Source organism: Paenibacillus ginsengarvi, assembly GCF_003626695.1.
Taxonomy (GTDB): Bacteria; Bacillota; Bacilli; order Paenibacillales; family NBRC-103111; genus Paenibacillus_AB; species Paenibacillus_AB ginsengarvi.
On record NZ_RBAH01000007.1, the window covers coordinates 181,044 to 201,756 of the forward strand.

Annotated in this window: 19 protein-coding genes and 1 riboswitch; of the genes, 11 read left to right on the plus strand and 8 right to left on the minus strand. The window is 56.1% G+C overall.

Features of this window, described 5'->3' with window-relative positions:
- Positions 1-120: 120 nt before the first annotated feature.
- Positions 121-1,740, minus strand: a complete 1,620-nt coding sequence (locus tag D7M11_RS12160; protein ID WP_120747481.1) for a type 2 periplasmic-binding domain-containing protein — start codon at positions 1,738-1,740, stop codon at positions 121-123.
- Between the two features lie 443 nt (positions 1,741-2,183).
- Positions 2,184-3,224, minus strand: coding sequence for a type I glyceraldehyde-3-phosphate dehydrogenase (gene gap, locus D7M11_RS12165; protein ID WP_193556174.1), 1,041 nt, complete (start codon positions 3,222-3,224; stop codon positions 2,184-2,186).
- Positions 3,225-3,463: 239 nt separating this feature from the next.
- Positions 3,464-3,574: riboswitch (TPP riboswitch) on the plus strand.
- Positions 3,575-3,638: 64 nt separating this feature from the next.
- Here gap and D7M11_RS12170 point away from each other — a divergent pair.
- Genes D7M11_RS12170 through thiD form a run of 6 tightly spaced genes read left to right on the plus strand, consistent with a single transcriptional unit; the run spans position 3,639 to position 8,423 of the window.
- Positions 3,639-4,703, plus strand: a complete 1,065-nt coding sequence (locus D7M11_RS12170) for a ThiF family adenylyltransferase (RefSeq protein ID WP_240041068.1) — start codon at positions 3,639-3,641, stop codon at positions 4,701-4,703.
- A 24-nt stretch (positions 4,704-4,727) separates the two neighbouring features.
- Positions 4,728-5,369, plus strand: coding sequence for a thiamine phosphate synthase (gene thiE, locus D7M11_RS12175; RefSeq protein WP_120747484.1), 642 nt, complete (start codon positions 4,728-4,730; stop codon positions 5,367-5,369).
- 37 nt (positions 5,370-5,406) lie between these two features.
- Positions 5,407-5,610 carry a sulfur carrier protein ThiS gene (gene thiS / locus D7M11_RS12180; protein WP_120747485.1) on the plus strand — a complete coding sequence of 68 codons (204 nt, stop codon included), beginning with the start codon at positions 5,407-5,409 and terminating at the stop codon, positions 5,608-5,610.
- 5 nt (positions 5,611-5,615) lie between these two features.
- Positions 5,616-6,413, plus strand: coding sequence for a thiazole synthase (locus D7M11_RS12185; RefSeq protein ID WP_120747486.1), 798 nt, complete (start codon positions 5,616-5,618; stop codon positions 6,411-6,413).
- Between the two features lie 42 nt (positions 6,414-6,455).
- Entirely contained in the window at positions 6,456-7,568 is a 1,113-nt protein-coding gene (gene thiO, locus D7M11_RS12190; protein ID WP_120747487.1) for a glycine oxidase ThiO, read from the plus strand.
- Between the two features lie 51 nt (positions 7,569-7,619).
- Positions 7,620-8,423, plus strand: a complete 804-nt coding sequence (thiD, locus tag D7M11_RS12195) for a bifunctional hydroxymethylpyrimidine kinase/phosphomethylpyrimidine kinase (protein WP_120747488.1) — start codon at positions 7,620-7,622, stop codon at positions 8,421-8,423.
- 137 nt (positions 8,424-8,560) lie between these two features.
- Here thiD and D7M11_RS12200 read toward each other — a convergent pair whose 3' ends face one another.
- The 3 genes from D7M11_RS12200 to msrB all read right to left on the minus strand — a co-directional run bounded on the left by D7M11_RS12200 (position 8,561) and on the right by msrB (position 13,830).
- Positions 8,561-10,219, minus strand: a complete 1,659-nt coding sequence (locus tag D7M11_RS12200) for a copper amine oxidase N-terminal domain-containing protein (protein ID WP_158606567.1) — start codon at positions 10,217-10,219, stop codon at positions 8,561-8,563.
- A 194-nt stretch (positions 10,220-10,413) separates the two neighbouring features.
- Positions 10,414-12,684: a heavy metal translocating P-type ATPase gene (locus D7M11_RS12205; protein WP_240041069.1), complete on the minus strand. Its 2,271-nt coding sequence runs from the start codon at positions 12,682-12,684 to the stop codon at positions 10,414-10,416.
- A gap of 174 nt (positions 12,685-12,858) precedes the next feature.
- On the minus strand, positions 12,859-13,830 hold the full coding sequence (gene msrB, locus D7M11_RS12210) for a peptide-methionine (R)-S-oxide reductase MsrB (RefSeq protein WP_120747490.1): 972 nt from the start codon (positions 13,828-13,830) through the stop codon (positions 12,859-12,861).
- 220 nt (positions 13,831-14,050) lie between these two features.
- On the opposite strand from msrB, the gene D7M11_RS12215 reads away from it, so the two are divergent.
- The 3 genes from D7M11_RS12215 (at position 14,051) to D7M11_RS12225 (ending at position 16,536) form a co-directional block, all read left to right on the plus strand.
- Positions 14,051-14,728 (plus strand): uracil-DNA glycosylase, encoded by a 678-nt coding sequence (locus D7M11_RS12215; RefSeq protein WP_240041070.1) that lies wholly within the window; start codon positions 14,051-14,053, stop codon positions 14,726-14,728.
- 179 nt (positions 14,729-14,907) lie between these two features.
- A complete protein-coding gene (locus D7M11_RS12220) occupies positions 14,908-15,447 on the plus strand; it encodes a DNA topology modulation protein (RefSeq protein WP_120747492.1) in 540 nt (179 codons plus the stop codon).
- 90 nt (positions 15,448-15,537) lie between these two features.
- Entirely contained in the window at positions 15,538-16,536 is a 999-nt protein-coding gene (locus tag D7M11_RS12225; protein WP_120747493.1) for a phosphotransferase enzyme family protein, read from the plus strand.
- A 68-nt stretch (positions 16,537-16,604) separates the two neighbouring features.
- On the opposite strand, the gene D7M11_RS12230 is transcribed toward D7M11_RS12225, so the two are convergent.
- The 3 genes from D7M11_RS12230 to D7M11_RS12240 form a co-directional block, all read right to left on the minus strand.
- Positions 16,605-17,675, minus strand: coding sequence for a Gfo/Idh/MocA family protein (locus D7M11_RS12230; protein ID WP_120747494.1), 1,071 nt, complete (start codon positions 17,673-17,675; stop codon positions 16,605-16,607).
- A 172-nt stretch (positions 17,676-17,847) separates the two neighbouring features.
- Positions 17,848-18,741, minus strand: coding sequence for an AraC family transcriptional regulator (locus D7M11_RS12235; RefSeq protein ID WP_120747495.1), 894 nt, complete (start codon positions 18,739-18,741; stop codon positions 17,848-17,850).
- Positions 18,742-18,890: 149 nt separating this feature from the next.
- The gene (locus tag D7M11_RS12240) at positions 18,891-19,352 is read right to left on the minus strand and encodes an NUDIX hydrolase (protein WP_120747496.1); all 462 of its coding nucleotides are present in this window, start codon (positions 19,350-19,352) and stop codon (positions 18,891-18,893) included.
- A gap of 108 nt (positions 19,353-19,460) precedes the next feature.
- Between D7M11_RS12240 and D7M11_RS12245 the strand changes: the two genes are divergently transcribed.
- Together D7M11_RS12245 and D7M11_RS12250 are read left to right on the plus strand one after the other, a co-directional pair.
- On the plus strand, positions 19,461-20,489 hold the full coding sequence (locus D7M11_RS12245) for a LacI family DNA-binding transcriptional regulator (protein ID WP_120747497.1): 1,029 nt from the start codon (positions 19,461-19,463) through the stop codon (positions 20,487-20,489).
- 12 nt (positions 20,490-20,501) lie between these two features.
- On the plus strand, positions 20,502-20,702 hold the full coding sequence (locus D7M11_RS12250) for a hypothetical protein (protein ID WP_120747498.1): 201 nt from the start codon (positions 20,502-20,504) through the stop codon (positions 20,700-20,702).
- Positions 20,703-20,713 lie beyond the last annotated feature (11 nt).

Sequence of the window (20,713 nt, forward strand, 5' to 3'; positions counted from 1 at the left end):
TCTCCTGCCTGCCCGTGCTCTATCGCTTAGTTTTGGCCTTATTTGCTCCCCTTCAAACGCCCGGAGCACAGCAAAAGAGCGTGCATCGCCGCACGCTCTTCCCTATTGCCTATCGGCCGATCAGTTTTCCGCTTTGAACTTCACAGTTTGCTTCAGAGCCGTTCCTACCTGCTCGGCATAACCTTCGAACAAACCTTTGCCTTGATATTTCGACATCAGCTCTTCGCGGTATTTCGGCCAGTTCGAAGCATCCTTCTCTTCGAACAAAATTTTGTTCTGGTACGAGTACAGCTGCTTGCGGAACGCGGACAGGTCCATGCCCGGAATCGGCGCCAGATTCGTGCCGAGCAGCGTATATTTATAAGCTTTTACCGTGTTGGCGATTTGACGGTCGCGATCCGTTTCGTTCGGGTTGACGTACTCGAGACCGAGCTTGGACGGCATGATCGCCGGGCTGCTGAACACCGAGCCCCAAATGTCGAGGAAGCTGCCGTTATCTGTAATGTCTTTCTTGAACGCCGCCGGGTCAACGACGATTTTATTGCCGTCCTTCTTGTAATGAACGCCGGCTTGACCGTAGTGCGTAAGCAGGAAGCCTTCCTCGCCGGCAAGCCAGTCGAGAATTTCGATCGAACGCTGCGCCTTCGCGTCCGACGCTTTCGAGCTGATCATCCATGCGTTGCCGGGAAGAGCCTCGTAGCTGATCGGATTGTTCGGCGCGATATTAAACGGAACGAACTCGGCCGGCTGGCCGGTTACGTCTCTTGTTTTCTTCTGAACGCTGTTCGGCGTATTTTCGAATACAGCGTCGCGAGCCGTGCTGAAGAAGATGCCCGCCCGGCCTTGCTGTACTTTCTCCAGATTTTGGCCCGGCTTGTTGAGGAACCAGTCCGGATCGACGACCTTCAGGTTGATCAGCGATTTCAGATCGGTCAGCACGCTGCTCAGACGAATGTCGCTGGCCGTATCGATAAATTGGCCGTTGTCGATTATAAAGCCGGGAGCCATATTGTTTTTGATCCATTCCGGGAAATCGCGCGGAATCGCGTTGCCGTTTGCAGCCGCCGTAATTCCGTACGTATCGTTTTTGCCGTTGCCGTCCGGATCGTTAAATGTGAACGCTTTAACTACAGCGAGATATTCGTCATAATTGGTCGGGACTTTCAGCTTGAGGCTCGGATCTTTTTTGTTCAAGGCATCGATCCAGTCTTTGCGCACATAATGCGTGAAAAATTGCTCGCGGTTGAACGGGATCGGAGCGCGCATAAAAACGTTCTGGATTTGGTAACGCTGCATTTCGGTGTCGTTAATCCAATATTTGAAGTAATTCGGCATTTTGGCCGCGGTAACCCACTTCGTCATATCGGCGGGAATTTTATCGAGAATGAACTTGTTCGAGGCGGTGCCGTCGATCTGGAACATATCCGGAATATCGCCGCCGGCAACCCGGGTATTCAGCTTGGAAACGTAGTCGGTTCCCGGAGCCATATATTCCAGCTTGAGCGAAACGTTAAATTTGTCCTCGATCGTTTTCAGCACGAAGTCTTTGGACTTGTCGGATGGAAGCTGGGCGGTTGTATTGCTGGCCATGACGAGCCAGTTAAGCGCTAGCTTTTCCTTGCCATTGTCGGTTTTGCCGTTACCTGCATCTGCAGCAGGTTTATCATCTTTTGTACCGCAAGCGGACAATACTAAGGTGGATGCGATCGAAAGCGCTGCCAATTGCTTTAGTCTTTTCACGAGTGTGACCTCCCTGAGCTGAAAGCTAGATGGAATCTTAGTGGAGCGGTATATGCAAGCGATTGCAAGTAAGAGACTTCGAAGTTTGATGGCGTTTGCATAACAAACAGCCGATACTCATGTTCACCTCCAATTTGGAGTAAATAGCAAAGTTTAACTGTATAATACATGTATATAAACCTGTATACAACAGTTATACCACGAGTCGTTTAATTAATCTACCCTTTATTTTGAATTTCGATTAAAAAACAGGTTACATACAACTATTCGTTGTACTTTTCCGGTTTTGCCGTTCCCTTGGGCATAAATCCACCTTCCTCAAGGGGCAGGATTGCGCCTTACCCCTTGTTTTCCCGGCCCTACATTTCGCTTGACCCATACCTTCATACTACCGGAATCGGTCCGTCTCGAATAGACCTTATAAATTCCAACTGGACGTCCGCTTACGCAAGAACAGATCGAGCAGCATGATCTGCCTCCTCGAAGGCGCGTTCCACCATCAGGGCCGTATCGATTACCCGGCAGGCATAGCCCCATTCGTTGTCGTACCAGGCGAGCAGCTTCAACTGATTGTCAGCCGCGGCAATCGACAACCCGTCAATAACGGCCGATTTATCCGAGCCGATATAATCGGACGATACGAGGGGTTCCTCGCTCCATTCCACATACGAAGCGAACAGCTCGCTGGCGGCCGCGCGTTTCAGAACTTCGGCTGCCGACTGTTTGCAAACCGGGCTTTTCACCTCTATCGTCATATCCGCGATGGACACATCCGGCACCGGAACGCGCAGGGACACGCCTTCCACGACCGGAGCCAGATGAGGAAGCACACCGGACAAAGCTTTGCCGATTCCGGTTGTCGTAGGAATGATCGACTGCCCGCACGCACGCGCCCGGCGCAAGTCTTTATGCGGATTGTCAAGGTGGTTCTGATCGTTCGTATAAGCGTGAACGGTCGTCACCCACGCTCTGCGAATGCCGAAAATATCGTCCACCATGCGCAGCACCGGAGCCACGCAGTTGGTCGTGCACGACGCCGCCGACAGCAGCCTATGGCGCAGCGGATCGTATTTCCTGTCGTTCGCGCCCATCACGACGGTTAAGTCGAGATCTTTGCCAGGCGCCGTGACGATTACCCATTCGGCCCCTCCGACCTTATGTTTCTCCGCTCCGGCGCGATCGGTAAATTTGCCCGTTGCGTCCAGAACGAGGCGTACGTCGCACGATTTCCAGTCTATCGCTTCCGGATTGCGTTCAGAGATTACTTTGACCCGCTTGCCGTTAATGATAAGATCCCCGCCGTCTATGGAAATATCCGCATTCCACCGTCCATGCACCGAATCGTATTTCAGAAGATGCGCGATCGATTCCGCCGAATGCGATGTATTAATCGCCCGTATATCCATCCGACCTTCGCCGAACCCCCGACGAATCAACAAGCGCCCGATTCTCCCCAGCCCATTAATGCCAACCCCGATTGTCATATGCATATTCCTCCCCATTTCGATTCACATTCCGGAATGTTTATTTTTATAATACACACTATATCACATATTAGTATGTTTTAAATAGGGATTAATGAATTTAAAATGTGTCATATTTAGATCAAACGAAATCTTCTACTCATGCTGCTTCATGTCAACGGAAGCTTCTGCCTCCAATCGGATTTGACCAAGTTGACAATCCGCCACGATCATTGTAAGGTGAGAGGGAACCGAATCGAACGAATCACTAGGGGAGCCCGTGTATCGGGCTGAGATGAAGGAGCGACCTTCGAACTCTTCGAACCTGATCTGGAGTGAGTGCCAGCGTAGGGAAGTGGCGATATGCACAGCGATCTTGACGTTAACCTAGGTCGAGCATCGAAGCGAAACCGCCCTTGCCGGCGGTTTTTTTGTATGTTCATACGCAGGAATGGAGGCACCGGGGGCGTTATGCAAACGGACGAAACGAAAAGCCGGTATTCCCGGCAAATGCTGTTCAAGCCGATCGGACCGGACGGTCAGACGAGACTCGGCGAACGTGCCGTACTGATTGTCGGCATGGGCGCCCTTGGCACCGTGCTGGCGAATCATATGGTTCGCGCCGGCGTCGGCATAGTCCGGTTCGTCGATCGGGACTACGTGGAAGCGAGCAATTTGCAAAGGCAGATGCTGTACGACGAGGATGACGCCGCAGCTTCGCTTCCCAAGGCAGTAGCGGCCCGCCAGCGGCTGTCCCGCATCAACTCCGGCGTCAGGCTGGAAGCGGTAGTAGCCGACGCGACCGTGGACAATATCGGCGAGCTGCTGGAGGGCATCGACCTCGTGCTCGACGGCACCGACAATTTTCAAACACGTTATTTGCTAAACGATGCTTGCTTCCGCTCCGGTATCCCGTTCGTGTACGGCGGCTCCGTCGCCTCGCGCGGGATGAGCGCTATCTTCGTGCCGGGCGAGACCGCCTGCCTTCGCTGTCTGATTCAGCCATCCGACGGCGCCGGCGAAACATGCGACACCATAGGGGTCATCGCCCCTGTTGTCGATATCGTCGCATCATACCAGGCAGCCGAGGCGCTCAAATATTTGGTCGGCGCGTCAGCCGCGAATCGCTGCAGCCTGGTTACGTTAGATATTTGGCACAATCATTATTATGAGATGAAGCTTCCTTCCCCCAGCTCCGAATGCCCGGTGTGCAGCGGCGGCCGTTACCCCGCCCTGGAGCGCGAGGAAGCCGCGGACAGCGCCACTTCGCTATGCGGCCGGGAGACGGTGCAGATCAAAGCGCGAAGCATGTTCGATCTGGACGAGTGGCGCGGCAGGCTGGAGAAAGTGGCTGTCGTCCGGGCCAATCCGTTTCTGCTGAAGGCCGAGCTTCCCGAAGGCGAACGGCTCGTTCTGTTCCCCGACGGACGGGCGCTTGTGCAAGGGACGGAAGACCCGATTCGGGCGAAGACGCTGTACGCCCGTTATATCGGCATGTAGACGACGAACAGGAGGACCGTACTTATGAAAGAGTTTAAGCTGTACGCCATTACCGGCGAACAATTCCATCCCGGACGGACGATGCTGGAAGTTATGGAGGAAGCGATCCGGGGCGGCTGCGACATCATTCAGCTGCGCGACAAAAAAAGCCCGAAACGCGATGTGTTGGCGAAGGCGAAGGCGCTGCGCGAGCTGACAAGCCGTTATGGCGTTACGTTTATCGTCAACGACCATATCGATATTGCCCTCGCCGTTGATGCCGATGGCATCCATCTCGGCCAAGACGATCTGCCGCTGGCCGAAGCGCGCAAAATCGTAGGGAGCAAAATCATCGGCATCTCTACGCACGCCATCGAAGAGGCGCGGCAGGCGGAGCGCGACGGCGCGGATTACATCGGCGTCGGCCCCATATTTGCAACGAAAAGCAAGGAAGACGTCGTCGATCCGGTGACGACAGATTATGTAAAGCAAGTCGCCGCGGAAATCCGCATTCCGTTCGTCGCCATCGGCGGCATCAAGCTGCATAACGTCAATCAAGTGCTGGATGCCGGAGCATCGCGCATATGTGCGATCAGCGAGATCGTCGGCAGCGACGACGTCGCAGGCACTTGCAAGGAGTTTCTCGCCAGAATCGATGCCGCCGCAGGCAGCGGCAGCACCGTTTGACGCGTTACCGATCTTTTTTACCCGGAGGCAACCTAACATGAATCTTATCGTAAACGGACAACCGGCCTCGTTCTCGTTCGAGTCGGGTACGGTACTCGACCTGCTGCACGCCTACAGCCTGGAGCAGAAGATGGTCGTTGTCGAAATCGACGGCTCGATTGTGCCGAAGCCGGACTGGGCGGCCACACAGTTGGAGAACGGTCAACGCATCGAGCTCGTTCATTTTGTCGGAGGTGGCTGAAGCGAATGACGACTGTAACGAACGATCAGCTTATGATCGGCGGAATTACCCTGACCTCCCGCTTTTTCCTCGGAACCGGCCGATATCCGAATCCGTTTGTGCAAAATGCGGCGATCGAAGCGTCGGGCGCTCAGGTGCTCACGTTCGCCATACGCCGCGTCAATCTGGATTCGCCGGAAGACGACGCGATTTTGCAGCATTTTGAAGGAAAATCGTTTACTTACTTGCCGAATACGTCCGGCGCCAGCACGGCCGACGAAGCGGTGCGAATCGCCCGGCTGGCGCGCGCCTCCGGCATCGGCAACTGGATCAAGGTCGAGATCAGCGCGAATGAGAAAACGCTGCTGCCCGACCCGATCGAAACGCTGAAAGCGACGGAACGGCTCGCTTCCGAAGGTTTTGTTGTGCTGCCATATACGTCGGACGACCCGATTTTGTGCAAAAGGCTCGAGGAAGCCGGCGCGGCTGCGGTTATGCCGGGCGGCGCCCCGATCGGCACCGGCCTCGGCATCCTCAATCCGTATAATATCGGGCTTATCGCGGAAGAAGCCGGGGTGCCGGTTATCGTCGACGCAGGCCTCGGCTCCGCTCAGGAAGTCGTGCAGGCGATGGAGCTTGGCGTGGACGGCATCCTGATGAATACGCCGGTGGCCAAGGCGAAAGATCCGGTCAAAATGGCGCTCGCCATGAAGCTTGCGATCGAGGCCGGACGCCTCTCTTACACGGCCGGACGCATTCCGAAGAAGCGGTACGCTTCCGCGAGCAGCGGACTGGAGCAGCTAGTCTCCAAGCCGGGCTTCTAATCGCCCTTTCGCTATCCTAACGAACAGAAAGCTGGTTGTTTCATGACAAAGCATATACTGGTGCTCGGCGGCGGCGTTATCGGCCTCTCTTGCGCTTTCGAACTGAAGCGCCGGGGCTTCGCCGTGACGCTGCTGGAGCCGAGAACATGCGGCGGGCAAGCCTCGGGAGCGGCAGCCGGCATGCTCGCCCCGTTTTCCGAAAACGTCGAGCAGCCCGATCCCTTTTTCAAGCTATGCTTGCGAAGCTTGCAGTTGTACCCGGAGTGGCAGCGAGCGGTCAAGGAAGTGTCCGGGTTCGACTTCGAGTACGCGGAAACGGGCAGTTTGTATACGATCTACCATGGAGCAGACATTCAGGCGATGGAGTCGCGCAAGCTGTGGCAAAATGAACATGGCGCCCGCTGCGAGCTGTTAAGCGCGCACGAGCTGCGCGAGCTGGAGCCGCGCATAACATCGGATGCGATAGGGGCGCTGCACTATCCGGGGGAATCGCATGTTTATGCCCCCGACTATGTCAAGGCGCTAGAAGCGGCCTGCAAACGCATCGGCGTCGTCATTCGCGACGGTCTGGAGCAGATCGACATCGTGCGTTGGAACGGCGGTGCGGAAGTTCGCTCGGCCGCGGGAGAGCGTTTCTGCGGCGACACACTGCTGGTCGCAAACGGCGCCTGGGCCGGGCTGCTCGAAGCGGAATTCGGCATGTCCATCCCCGTCTATCCGATTCGCGGACAAATATGCGCCTATGAAACGCCCGATAAGCCGGTTCGCCATATGGTGTTTTGCAGCCAAGGGTATGTGGTCGGCAAACGCAACGGCACTCTCGTCTGCGGCGCTTCCGAGGACGTGGCCGGGTTTCAAACTGCGGTGACGCGGCGCGGCATTGCCAGACTGGAAAGCTGGAACGGCAAGCTGTTCCCGTTCCTCGGGTCCATGCGGCCGTTCCATGAATGGGCCGGGCTTCGTCCCGCGTCGCAGGACGGCTTCCCTCTGCTCGGCAAGCCGAGCCGCTCGGACAGCCTGCTGATTGCAGCCGGCCATTATCGTAACGGCATTTTGCTCAGCCCGGTCACTGCACACGTCATTGCGGATATCGCGGAAGGGCGCAACCCGGGCGGATCGGCAGTCGCCGCGTTCGATCCCGAACGATTCAGTTAGATCAGGACAGCGGCTTAGAAGGTGGCATATACTTGTTCAGGAGGCGCCCGCATGACTGTATACAAAGCACTTACGATCGCCGGCTCGGATTCGGGCGGCGGCGCAGGCATTCAGGCCGACCTGAAAACGTTTCAGGAGCTCGGCGTATTCGGAACGAGCGCGATCACGGCGCTCACCTCGCAAAATACGCTCGGCGTGCAAGCGGTATTTCCGATTCCGCCGCAAACCGTCGGCAGCCAGATCGATTCGGTTCTATCCGATATCGGCGCGGACGCGATCAAAACCGGGATGCTGTTCTCGGCGGAAATTATAACGCTCGTAGCGGGAAAGCTCAGACAATACGGCCCGCTTCCCCTCGTGGTCGATCCCGTCATGATCGCGAAGGGCGGCGCGGCGCTTCTGCAAGCGGAAGCCGTAGAGGCGCTGCGACGGGAGCTTTTGCCGCTCGCGACCGTATTGACGCCTAACGTGCCGGAAGCAAGTGCGATCCTCGGCGAACCCGAGATACGCAGCGTCGAGGAAGCGGTGGAGGCAGCGAAGCGGCTTTTTGCCTATGGCCCCCGGTATATTTTTCTGAAGGGCGGTCATATGGACGGCGACGAGGCGGTCGACGTGCTCTATGACGGAACGGAAGTGCGGCTTTACCGCTCGCCGCGTTTTCGCACGAAGCATACGCACGGCACGGGCTGCACAACGGCTTCGGCGATCGCCGCCGGACTCGCAAAGCGGCTGCCGGTCCCCGAGGCCGTCGCGGAAGCGAAGCGGTTCATAACGGCCGCGATCGGCTCCGGCCTGGAGATCGGGGGCGGCATCGGCCCGACGAATCATGCCGCTTGGCGGGCGGAGCGCAGCTAGAACGCTGGCGTTTGGACCGGCAGCAGTACGGTGTGAGTGCAGTAGCTGGCGCATAGACCGTTACCCGCTCACGATACCGTTACAACAAAAACGCCTCAAACATCCGGCTACGGATATTGCGGCGTTTTTTGCGTTTCTTACTCGTACCATTCCACAACAATAACGTTTTGCTCTTCGTCGAACCATACGTAACCGCCAAGCTCCTCGGCGATAAACCGGCACGGAACATAGACCAGACCGTTATGCTTGCGGACGGTGCCGTCCATTTCGTACGACTCCCCGTCGATAATTGCATTCGAGCTGCCGATCGTAAGCTCGATCACAGAATCCCAGTATGTCGTTATCGTTGCCGTATCTCCATTGTAGGCGGCGTCGGCATCCATCTTGAGAGCGAGCATGTCAAGCGCGGCGTAAGCCGTGCCGTTCTCGATATAGGCCGTTTTTCCAAGCGCCGTACCCGCTTCGCCGACCGGAATCAAAATCGATTTCGTCTCGTAGGTGAATGGCGGCACCGATTGGCGCTTGATTTCATCTGCCAGCAGTTCCCCGAGCAGGGAGCTCGGCTCTATGGTTTTCATCCATTCGAGGAACGTGCCGTTTTTGCCGAGAATAAACGGTTTCGCTCCGGCTTCGACGACGTCGGCTTTGACCGGCTTGTTCAGTTCCCAGTATTCCGATGCTATCCGCAGCACGATCGCCGAAATACCGGATGTGTCTTCGGACTGCGGACCGACCGACAGCTCGATATCCGACTTGCGCAGAGCGAGATCGCGATCGAAGAACAGCTTCGCCTTCGCATACGTTTTGTCGCCCAGAATGTCCTTGATCGGATTGTTTTCCCCTCTGCCCATACTGTCGACGCCGATATAGGCTATGTACAACACCTGCTTCACGAGCGTATGCAGCATATCGACCGCCAATTCCTTGTCGGCGGCGACGTCCATGAGACTATCCCTGATGCCGCCGAACATCCCGAACGCCTCTACCGGCCCGAGTGCCTCTACCGATCCGAACGGGTCCGCACTTCCGGACATCGGCAACTCCAGAGCCCCTTGCTTGAGATAAGGCTCGACGACCGGCCACACTACATCGTACAGCTGCGAGACGAGTTGTCTCAGCATCTGATCGTCCTTCGTCAAGTTGCGGATAAACGTCTTGAGCAGCGGCAGAAGCTCGCTTCCGCCTATCGTCGTCTCCAGCTTATATCCGTTCACCTGCTCGTTATGTATCGTCTCCGTTCCCGAAGAAACGCCGATCGACTTCGGATTCGGCAGATTGTTCACGATCAGGGACGCGTACGTTTTATCGATTCCTTTTTCTTTATATTTCGCCATAATGCTCTGCAAAGCTTCGGAGAACATCAGGTCTCCGTCGGACATCGGCATTACGCCGCTGAGCCCGAACGGGAACACCATCGTTTCGGGAGCCCCGTCGATCTTCAGAACCATCCGATCGGGAGCGGCAAACAATTGGAACGGAATCGCGCCTTTCGCAAGCGTCAGCTGTCCGGCAATCGACATCCGCTCGCGGCTTTCCATCTTAAGCTGCTTCAGTTCCACCTTCATCCCGTTTAGCAGTTCGACCATCGCTTTCGTTTTGTCGTCCGGCTGCTTCTTCGGATCGAGCTTAAGCTCAAGCGATATGGTGGAGTTTCCCTGCATGGAGGTCGTATCGAACCCGGACAGCAGCGCTTTGTTCAAGTCCAGTCCTCCGAGCGAAGAACAGCCTACAACCGCAACCAATAACACCAGCACGAACCATTTGCCAAGCATCCCTATTTTGTTTTTGCGAATCACGTTCATCCCCTAACCGAATAAATTGGTGCCACATAGACGCACCTTCACATACATTCGCTGAACGGCTGGTTTTTCCTGCTAGATTTCCCTCCGAATTGTTGGATTCGGCGCAAGGATTCGACTTTTCGCAACAATCGGCGTAAAAAAGATGAAGGCCGCCGGGCAAAGGCGGCCTTCATTTTCGTGAGCGGCTTTTAGGAAATCGCGCGGTGCAAACGCAGCGAATTGCAAACTACGGAAACGGAGCTGAGCGTCATCGCCGTACCGGCCATCCAGGGCTCGAGTATGCCCGAGGCGGCGAACGGGATCGCAACGATATTGTAAATGAGCGCAAACAACAGGTTTTGGCGGATATTGCCGATCGTTTTGCGCCCGATGCGGATGGCTGTCGGCACCCCGGTCAAGCTGCGCTTCAGCAGCGTCACATCGGCGGCCTCAATCGCCATATCCGTCCCCGTGCCGACCGCAATGCCGATATCGGCCGCGCCGAGCGCAGCGGCGTCGTTCAAGCCGTCCCCGACCATCGCCACCTTCCGGCCGGACTGCTGAAGCTTGCGCACATGCGCCACCTTTTCCTCGGGCAGCACGTTGGCGTACACTTGGCGGATGCCAAGCTCGGAGGCGATCGCCTTCGCGGTTCTTTCATTGTCCCCCGTCATCATAATGACGTCCAGCCCCATCCGGCCGAGCTTCTTGACCGCTTCTCTCGATGCGGGCGGGATTGTATCCTGAAGCGCGAGAAATCCGGCATACTTGCCGTTCACAGCCACATACAGCACGGATGCCCGCTGCGCCTCCAGTCTGCCGATCCGCTCGGGATCCTCGAGCGGCGTAACCCCTTGCTGGAGCAGCAGTTGTCTCGTGCCCACGTATACCTCGCGATCGTCCACCATCGCGCCGATCCCGTATCCGGGTATCGCTTCGAATCGCGTCGTCCTCGGCACGTCCAGCCCTTCGCGAACGGCGCTCAGCACGATCGCCTGCGCCAGCGGATGTTCGGAGCTGAACTCGGCGGCCGCCGCCAGGCGCAGCAGCTCCTCCTTCGTACCGCCGCCGGACGCCGATATCTCGATCAGCTTCGGCTTTCCTTCCGTAATCGTCCCGGTTTTGTCGAGCACGACCGTATCGATCAGGTGCATCTGCTCCAGATGCCGGCCTTCCTTGAACAAAATGCCGAATTGGGCCGCTCGGCCGGTACCGACGAGAATCGAGGTCGGAGTCGCCAGACCGATCGCACAAGGGCAGGCGATGACAAGCACCGATATCGCTCGGATCATGGCGTTGCCGAGTTCCCCCGCTTCGGGCGCATACAGCCAGTAGGCGAACGTCGCGGCGGCCAGAGTGACGATGACGGGTACGAATACGGAGGCGATCCGGTCTGCGATACGCTGAATCGACGGCTTGGAGCTCTGCGCCTCTTCGAGCAGACGGACCATTTTGGCTACGGTCGACTGATCGCCCGCCGCCATGGCGAAGACGCGAAGCGCTCCCGTTTTGTTAATCGTCCCGGCCAAAACGCTGTCGCCGTCCCGCTTATCCGCCGGAGCGACTTCGCCCGTCACCGCCGATTCATCCACGGCGGAGCTGCCGGATAAGACCCGGCCGTCCACCGGAATTTTCTCGCCCGGCCGAATCAGCACCGTATCGCCCGCCTTCACCTGCTCGATCGGCACCTCCTCTTCGCCGGACCGCGTCAGCAGCGTCACCGTTCGCACCTGCAGCTCGTGCAGCCGGCGAATCGCCGTGAGCGTGCGCTTTTTTGCAAGCGACTCCAACCATTTGCCGAGATGCACGATCGTAATAATCATCGCGCTCGTCTCGTAATAAAGCGGTACATGTCCCTCGTGCATGCCGCCGTGCATCGTTCCGTGCGGCGAGGCGCCCGTGACAGTCAAATAGTGACTGTACAGAAACGCCGCAGAAGTGGAAAGCACGATCAGCACATCCATATTCGCCGTTCGGCCGCGCAAAGCCCGGTAAGCGCCGATGTAAAACTGGAGTCCGAACACGAACTGGACCGGCAGCGCCATCGCGAATTGAAACCATGGATCCATAAACAGCGCAGGCACCCATACGCCAGACGTAAACGACCAGTGACCGAACATCGTCCACAGCAGCGGCAGCGTAAACAGAGCCGACCAGAGGAACCGATTGCGAAGCCGTTTCCGTTCCTCGTCGCCGCTTACTTCTCCGCCTTCACCGTCCCGCGTGAGCGGCAGCATGCCGTAGCCGAGCTGGGTTACCTTTTCGCCGATCTGCGCAGCGCCGATCTTCCGCCCGTCAAAGGCGATGGACATCCGCTCCATCGCCAGATTAACGGCGACCTGATCGATGCCGTCCATTCGCGATAGCGATTTTTCGATTCTGGCGGCGCAGGCGGCGCAGGTCATGCCTGTTACTTTGAATGTAGAGCGCTCCAAATGAAACAACGGGGTAATGCTCATCGTTTTCACCTCGATAAACAAGCGTTACACCCCATGTATATGGATGCGCTGCCGGTTTCATGCTGGCCCGATCGGGCTAGTTTTGCGCGAGTAGCGGAAACTTCCGCATTCGCGAAAACGGCAGCAAAAAAGAGCCCGCTGCGTATAGCAGCAAGGCTCCATTTCACAAACACTCGCACTGTATCTTCTTTCAGCTTATCGCTTGAAAAGCGGCAAATAAGCGCCGTAGCCTTCTTCCTCGAGCTTGTTCACCGGCACGAACCGGAGCGCAGCCGAGTTGATGCAGTACCGCAGTCCCGTCGGCTGCGGACCGTCCTCGAACACATGCCCGAGATGCGAGTCCGCGTCCTTGCTGCGTACTTCCGTGCGGATCATGTTATGCGCAAGATCGATATGCTCCGTCACTTCCTCTTCGTCGACCGGCTTCGTAAACGAAGGCCAGCCGCAGCCCGAATCGAATTTGTCCAGCGAGCTGAACAGCGGCTTGCCGGAGACGATATCGACATACAACCCGTCTTCCTTATGATCCCAAAATTCGTTGCGAAACGGGGGTTCGGTGCCGCTATTTTGCGTCACTTCGAATTGCATCGGCGTCAGGCGCGCCTTGAGCTGCTCCGCCTGGGATTTGTCTTTCCAGGCATCCTTCAAAAACTTCGCCCGTCCGGACCCGACGTAGTACGCCTCGTAGCGGACCGGATTCGTCTTGTAATAGTCCTGGTGGTACCCTTCGGCCGGATAAAACGGCTGAGCCGGCAAAATCGGCGTGACGATCGGCTTCTGGAAGATGCCGCTTTGCGTTAGCCTAAGCTTCGACTGCTCCGCCGCGGCCCGCTGCTCCTCCGAATGGGTGAAAATCGCCGTCGTGTACGAGTGGCCGCGATCGTTGAACTGACCGCCCGGGTCGGTCGGATCGATCGTTTTCCAGAACAGATCGACAAGATCCTCGTATGGAAAAATGGCGGGATCGAACGTAATCTGTACCGCCTCGACATGCCCGGTCGCTCCCGAGCATACTTGTTCGTACGTCGGATTTTCCACATGACCGCCCGTATAACCGGAAACGACGCGTATGATTCCCGGCTGTTTATCGAACGGCTTCACCATGCACCAGAAACAGCCGCCGGCAAATGTCGCCACTTCATATTGTTGCTGCGTTTGATCGCTCATAGTCCCTATCTCCCTTCCTCCCGAAAAGCGAAACGGGGCTTACCTTCCGTTTGCACCGGACTTTTCGGAGCCGCCGACACGCATTATCTCCTTGTTACAATCGGGGCTTTGTACCATTATACCATGTCGGCGAACCAAAGAAAGTTCACCGACGCGAGCCCTCCGCATCGCAATCTATGATAAAATGATAGAGTCAATCTACATACAGGAGAGAGATACCGTGACCACCATTCTGAACAACGACTGGGCGCCGCTGCTCGAAAGCGAATTCGCCAAACCCTATTATCAAGAGCTTCGCAACTTTCTCGCCCAGGAATACCGCAGCCGGACGGTTTTTCCGGACATGTACGATATATACACCGCTCTGCATTTGACCGGCTACAAGGATACGAAGGTTGTCATTTTGGGACAAGATCCGTATCACGGCCCCGGACAAGCGCATGGCCTCAGCTTCTCGGTTAAGCCTGGCGTTCCTGCGCCGCCGTCGCTGCAAAACATTTTCAAGGAGCTTGTGGACGATCTGGGCTGCTACATCCCGAATAACGGCCATCTCGTCAAATGGGCCGAGCAGGGCGTGCTGCTGCTGAACACCGTGCTGACGGTACAGGCGCACACGGCCAATTCCCATCGCGGCAAAGGCTGGGAGTCGTTCACGGACCGCATCATCGCACTGCTGAACGAACGCGAGGAACCGGTTGTTTTCATGCTGTGGGGCAGTCCCGCGCAGCAAAAAATGCAGCTTATCGATACGTCGAAGCATTTTATTATTCGTTCGCCCCATCCGAGCCCCTTGTCTGCATACCGGGGATTTTTCGGAAGCAAGCCGTTTTCGCGGGCAAACGTTTTTTTGCGCGAGCGCGGCCTCGCGGAGATCGACTGGCAAATCCCGAATATCTGATTAAAACGATATAATCCGTACCATTCCCAGTCCCGGTATGCTATCGTGTTCGTACGCTGCGCCTTGCTCCCGACGCCCGTCCCCTCTTCGCCGCGATTCAAAATCGTGAGGCGGTCCCGTCGATCGACGGAGGCGGATGATTAGCTTGGCACGTCTTCGGCACTAGGAGGGACTTTCAATTGAACCGAATTGTCATTCTCGGGTGCGCCGGTTCCGGCAAATCCACCCTGTCGCAGCGGATCGGCGAACGGACCGGTCTGCCGGTTCACCATCTCGATTCCTACTTCTGGAAGTCCGGCTGGATCGCCGCCGAGCCTGAGGCATTTGATGCGGAAGTGGTCCGGCTGGCCGCCGGGGAACGGTGGATTATTGACGGCAACTACTCCCGTACGCTCGACCTCCGTTTGCAGCGGTCCGATACCGTTATTTTTTTCGACTATCCGCGTTACTTGTGTCTGTACCGGGTATGGAAGCGACGGTTTCAGTACGCCGGTCGCTCCCGCGCCGATATGGGCGAAGGCTGCCCGGAGAAGATCGACCTCTCCTTTCTGAAATGGATCTGGTTTTTCCGCAAACGCAATCGCCCGAAGCTGCTGAACAAGCTGCGTGAAGCTCAAAAACACCAGACCGTTTACATCTTCCGCCATCCGCGGGAAGCCAACGATTTTTTAAAACGGCTGGCTCACACTGGCGCTTTTGCCGAAGGAGGATCGCATTGAGACATTTCAAACGTTGTCTGCTTCTCTTGCTGCCTCAGGAACCGAAAAAAACCTCCCTATAATCCGCAACTATGATTAGGGAGGTTTCAAATGAAACAAGAAATACGAGCGCTGCTGGATGACAAGCTGCTGAATGAAGCCGCCGAACGATTCGGCCTTCGCAGAGACTCGCTCATCAACTTGCACGGTTTTCAAAACTTTGTATTCGGCGCAATGGACGACCGCCGACAGGCACGCATCCTAAGACTGACACACACTTCCCATCGGACTGCGTCTATGATTCAAGCGGAGCTGGATTGGATATGGGATTTGGCCGATCATGAAGTACCGGCCGCCAGGCCCATACGAACAAGAGACCATAAGCCGCTCGCCGAGATCGGCTCTGGAAACGCCAGCTTTATCGTCACGGCATTCGAAAAAGCTCCCGGCGCGAAACCGGATTACCGCACTTATGCCGAGGATGAACGGTTCATCCGGCAGCTCGGGCGTTTCACCGGGAAAATACACGCACGCACGAAGATGTATATCCCAAAACCATCTGCGCCTATAAGAAGCGATTGGTCGCAGAATCAATATTTGCGCGAATTCGCGAGCTACGTAACGGAAGCGTACAGCGAGGTCGTTGACAAAAAGGAACGGTTTATGGAGCAGTTGTCAGCGCTTCCGAAAGATCCGGACAGCTTCGGCCTCATTCATGGCGATATTCATCAGAACAACGTGCACGCAGACGGCGATCGGCTGACGCTGTTCGATTTCGACGAATGCGAATACGGCTGGTTTGCCGCCGACATCGCCAACTCGTTATTTTATGCAACTCCGCTGCCAAGTGACGGCAAGGATCGCCGGGAGCAAGCCGCCAGACGTTTTTATGACTCGTTTATGGAAGGGTATTGCCGGGAGAACAGCTTGTCCGCCGAGTGGCAGCGCCGCATTCCTCTTTTTTTGCGGCTTCGGGAGCTGTTGGTGTATGCGGGGGCGTTTCGCAGCTTGGACTTGAACCGTTTGCATCCTTGGAGCAAGGAAATGCTCGAGTTCACGACGAACAATATGCTGCACGATTTGCCGTTTCTCGATATCGATTTTGCATAACGAAAGAGATGCAAAGAAGGCCGCCAGCGATGGCAGCCTTTTTTGCGCTCTGTGTCGATTGATTATCCTTAAGCGTAAATATGCGGGTTTTGACGACGGCACTCTTCCATAACCGCCATTTGCTGACGCACTTGCTGAGGCGTAATTTCAAGCGGCGCCCCGGTTGTGAGCGAGTTGTGCAGCATGTTGTACAGCGACTTCGTGTTTTGGTCGAACATCGAAAACCCTTCGGCAGCTTCAAACTGCCAGTCGCCTTCGTACCAGGTGAGCTTTTCGCTGCAATAAGCAGGCTCTCCGTTCGCGTTAAACAGCGGCGTGCGGGTAAGCTCTTGAGCCGGCGCTTCCTCCGGCTTAAAATATTTCCATTGCAGCTTGTTCGTATTGCCGGTCAAGCCGCCGTTTGTGCCTTGCACCGTAAATTGCGGTCTCGAATAAACCGAGCAGGACGAAATTTCCAGGTCGATCGTCGGGCGTCCTTGTCCGCGCAAAATGATTTTGACATAATCTTCGGCGTCGCCAAACGTGTTGGCGCGGTCCATAATACAGGTGACTTGCGGCATAAGATCCGTTCCGAACAATTGCAGCGCCTGGTCGACCGGATGCGGTCCCGTGTTCAGCAGGTTGCCGCCGTTATTCGCTTGCAGCGTTTGCCAGTCCCAGCGGCGGGCAAAGCCGTTATTCGTGAAATCTACTTGCACAACGCGACCAAGCACGCCGGATTCGATAATTTCGCGAATTTTCAAAAAGGCCGGCATATAGCGCGACTGTTGGAATACGGCGAGCACTTTGCCGGATTTTTCCGAAGCGGCGATCAATTGATCGACTTCCGCCGGGGATTTGGCCAGCGGCTTTTCGCACAGCACGTTGAAGCCTTTATTAAGCAGGTCCAGCGAGATCGGGAAGTGCAGATCGCTCGGGGACGCGTTTACGACGAGATCGAGTTGTTCGTTCGCTACCATTTCCTCATAGGTGGCGTAAGCTTTGCAGCCGTACTCCTGCTCGGCGCGAACGCGGCGGTCTTCCAGGCCGTCGGCGACGGCTACGATTTTATACTTGTCCGCAAGCTTAACGAGCAAATTCCCGTGAATATTGCGGCCGCTGCGGCCTTGTCCGATAATACCGACCTTCAAAATACTCATAGTTTGTCTCGACTCCTTTGAGTTTGCAAGGTATGGCTCTTTCTATGGCATCCAAATACAAAAAAAAGCCCGTTACACGTAACTAACTATACCGTGTAACGGCTTTCGCCGCTTGCACTATTTTATTAATGGCATTGCTCTTTTTTTAGTTGTTGTTTCAAAACCATCCTTGCTAGTTTATGTTGAGCGCCGCCTTCTTGTATTCCGTCGGCGTCATGCCGGTCCGTTTCTTGAACGTGCGGATAAAATGGCTGAGATGGCGGAAGCCGACCTGGAAGCAAATTTGCGTCATCGTATGGACGCCGATCCGGATTAGCTCTTTCGCCCTTTCGATGCGCACCTCGTGCAAATATTCGACGAACGTTTGGCCGGTCGCCTTTTTGAACAGATGACTGAAATAGGCCGGGGTCATCCCTGCGATGTACGCGCCCTGCTCAAGCGGGATATCTTGCCCGTAGTTTTCCTGAATGTAGCGGATGACGTCCTGGAACACCTTGTGCTGCTTCTGGCACGCTGCCGACTGGCGCAGCCGCTCCGTCCGGCGAAACTCCCTGTCGATCAGAATGAGCAGCTTGACGACGTTGATCTGAATGGAAAACTCGTAACCTTCCTCGCGGTTCTCGACTTCCTCCTGAATGTCCTGAAGCAATTGCTCGACAAGCAGCTGCTTGTCCTGGGAAATATGCAGCCACGGCTGCAACCATTCGGATGTCGTTCCGGACTTGCCGCACTGGACTACATGCTGGAACAGCGATCTTGAAAACGGCTTCAGATGATCGCCAAGAAAGGTCGGCATAAAATCAAGCAGCACGAACTCGCATTCCTTGCCGTCGATCGTGTTGATGCTATGCGCCTGTCCTTGCGGAATAATGAACAGATCGCCCTTGCCGACCGTAAGCGTCTTGTCGTAAAAGTGGTGGTTTCCGACCCCGCCGACGACATAGGCGATCTGGATATAGTCATGCATATGGAGCCTTTGGCGGTGATTGCTCCCCCTGTGCCGGTTAAATTTGAACTGGAAATCGTCCGACAGTTGATCTTTAAACTGCATTAAAAGGGCGTTCATGACGTTCCTCCCGTGATCCGGCCGCCGCCGCGGTACCGAAGCGAGCCGTTTCTATCCCTAGTCTATTACAAATTGGCACACCAGACAACCGAAGCGATTAATGTATCATGTCTATAATTCGTCTCAAATAGGAAGGCTATTCGGCAGGCTTACAGCAGCCGCTCCGAATAGTGCGGCATCGCTCCGGAACGCAGCCAATCGGCTATGCATCCGTATAAAACGGGATAAATCGTCGGGTAGGTCAGTAACTCCGGAAGCTCCGCCACGAGGCGCGTTTCGGCCATTTCGAATGCCGGCAGCCTGCCGATCTCGCGGATGTCGGCGTAGAACAGCATACCGAAGCTTTCATCCTCCCCTTCTCGGCTGACGGAGTAAACGGCCACGGCGTGCAGCTCGCAGCTCCGTGTTCCCGTCTCTTCGTACAGCTCGCGTCTCGCCGCTTCTTCCGGGGTTTCGCCGGGCTCGATATGGCCCCCCGCAAACTCCCATGTGCGGCGTTCGGCATGCCGGCATACGAGCCATTTCCCATTCATTCGCGGCATAACAACTACGTAATGCAGTTGTTCGGCGCTTACATCTTTTAAATCGTATATCTTAGCCTGAACCTGCATGGAAAACCTCCACCCGGAGCGGATGACGCAAACCGCACGGCCCGCTCTTGATCCGATTACTAGAATTCACTTACAATAAGAAATGACTACGAAACGAAGGACGGTCTTATGGTAACGATATACGATATCGCCAAACGAGCGAACGTATCCGCAATGACCGTGTCGCGGGTCATTAACGATTCCGGACGGATCAGCGCCAAAACCCGGGAAAAAGTGAAACGGATCATGGACGAGCTGAACTATGTCCCGAACTCGACGGCGCGCAGTCTCGTCAAACAGGAAACGAAGATGCTTTCGCTGCTAATCACCGATATTACGAACCCGTTCTTCACCACGCTCGCCAGAGGCGCCGAGGACGCCGCGCTCGAGCTTGGCTACAAGCTGCTGTTCGGCAATAGCGACGAGAAGTTGGCGAAGGAGCGGGAGTATGTCGATATGGTGTTATCCACCCGCGTTGACGGGCTGCTATTCGCCCCCGCATCCGATGCTTCGATCGAGCATCTGAATATGCTGGATCGGCATCGCATCCCTTACGTCCTCGTGGACCGTGACGTGCCCGGCACGGAGGCGGACGTCGTGCTCGGCGAAAACCGGCTAGGCGCTGATCAGCTTACGGACTATTTGATCGGGCTCGGCCACCGGCGAATCGCGCTCGTCAACGGCTACGGCACCGTTTCGACCGCGCGGGAAAGATATGGCGGCTATTGCGACGCGCTTGCCCGTCACGGTATCCACTATGACGAGTCGCTCGTTGTGGAATACGGCTACAACCGATTCGACGACCCGGACAAGCTGGAAAGGCTGCTTGCGCTGCCCAACCCGCCAACGGCGCTGTTTGCGGCGAACAACGTGCTAGCCGTCAGCGTCATCTCTTTTTTGCGCGACAAGGGAATCGGAGTCCCCGAGCAAATATCCGTCGTGTGCTTCGAAGACGTCGGTCTCGCTTCAAAGCTCGACCCGTTCCTGACCGTGGCAGTTCAGCCGGCCTACGACTTCGGCTACAAGGGCATTCATCTGCTCGCCGAGCGAATCCGCCTGAAGGACGAGATGGAACGGCGCATCATCCGGCTGCCTTCGGCCATGATCGTCCGCAAGTCGGCCGCCGCGCCGCCGAAAACGTCAACCCCCGACTTCTGAAGGAGTGAAACTATGAATCTTGTCAACATTTCCGGCCTCTCGGCCAGCTTTTTTATTACCGTCGCCTTATTCATTTTGTTTATCCTTTCCATGTTCGGCATGGGCGTACTCCGCCTGTTCCAGCAAATGGCCCGCTCCGGCATCGGCTTCATCGTCGCCGGCGTCGTCGGCGTAATCGCTTTTGTCGTCGTGCTGAACGTCTGGTTCGTGTGAAAGGAGCCGCA

Coding starts and splice junctions, on each gene's coding strand:
- thiS (WP_120747485.1), top strand. CDS start 5,407: ATGAATCTTATCGTAAACGGACAACCGGCCTCGTTCTCGTTCGAGTCG.
- thiE (WP_120747484.1), top strand. CDS start 4,728: ATGAAAGAGTTTAAGCTGTACGCCATTACCGGCGAACAATTCCATCCC.
- D7M11_RS12170 (WP_240041068.1), top strand. CDS start 3,639: ATGTTCATACGCAGGAATGGAGGCACCGGGGGCGTTATGCAAACGGAC.
- D7M11_RS12230 (WP_120747494.1), bottom strand. CDS start 17,675: ATGAGTATTTTGAAGGTCGGTATTATCGGACAAGGCCGCAGCGGCCGC.
- D7M11_RS12185 (WP_120747486.1), top strand. CDS start 5,616: ATGACGACTGTAACGAACGATCAGCTTATGATCGGCGGAATTACCCTG.
- D7M11_RS12250 (WP_120747498.1), top strand. CDS start 20,502: ATGAATCTTGTCAACATTTCCGGCCTCTCGGCCAGCTTTTTTATTACC.
- thiD (WP_120747488.1), top strand. CDS start 7,620: ATGACTGTATACAAAGCACTTACGATCGCCGGCTCGGATTCGGGCGGC.
- D7M11_RS12245 (WP_120747497.1), top strand. CDS start 19,461: ATGGTAACGATATACGATATCGCCAAACGAGCGAACGTATCCGCAATG.
- D7M11_RS12225 (WP_120747493.1), top strand. CDS start 15,538: ATGAAACAAGAAATACGAGCGCTGCTGGATGACAAGCTGCTGAATGAA.
- thiO (WP_120747487.1), top strand. CDS start 6,456: ATGACAAAGCATATACTGGTGCTCGGCGGCGGCGTTATCGGCCTCTCT.
- D7M11_RS12240 (WP_120747496.1), bottom strand. CDS start 19,352: ATGCAGGTTCAGGCTAAGATATACGATTTAAAAGATGTAAGCGCCGAA.
- msrB (WP_120747490.1), bottom strand. CDS start 13,830: ATGAGCGATCAAACGCAGCAACAATATGAAGTGGCGACATTTGCCGGC.
- D7M11_RS12235 (WP_120747495.1), bottom strand. CDS start 18,741: ATGAACGCCCTTTTAATGCAGTTTAAAGATCAACTGTCGGACGATTTC.
- gap (WP_193556174.1), bottom strand. CDS start 3,224: ATGACAATCGGGGTTGGCATTAATGGGCTGGGGAGAATCGGGCGCTTG.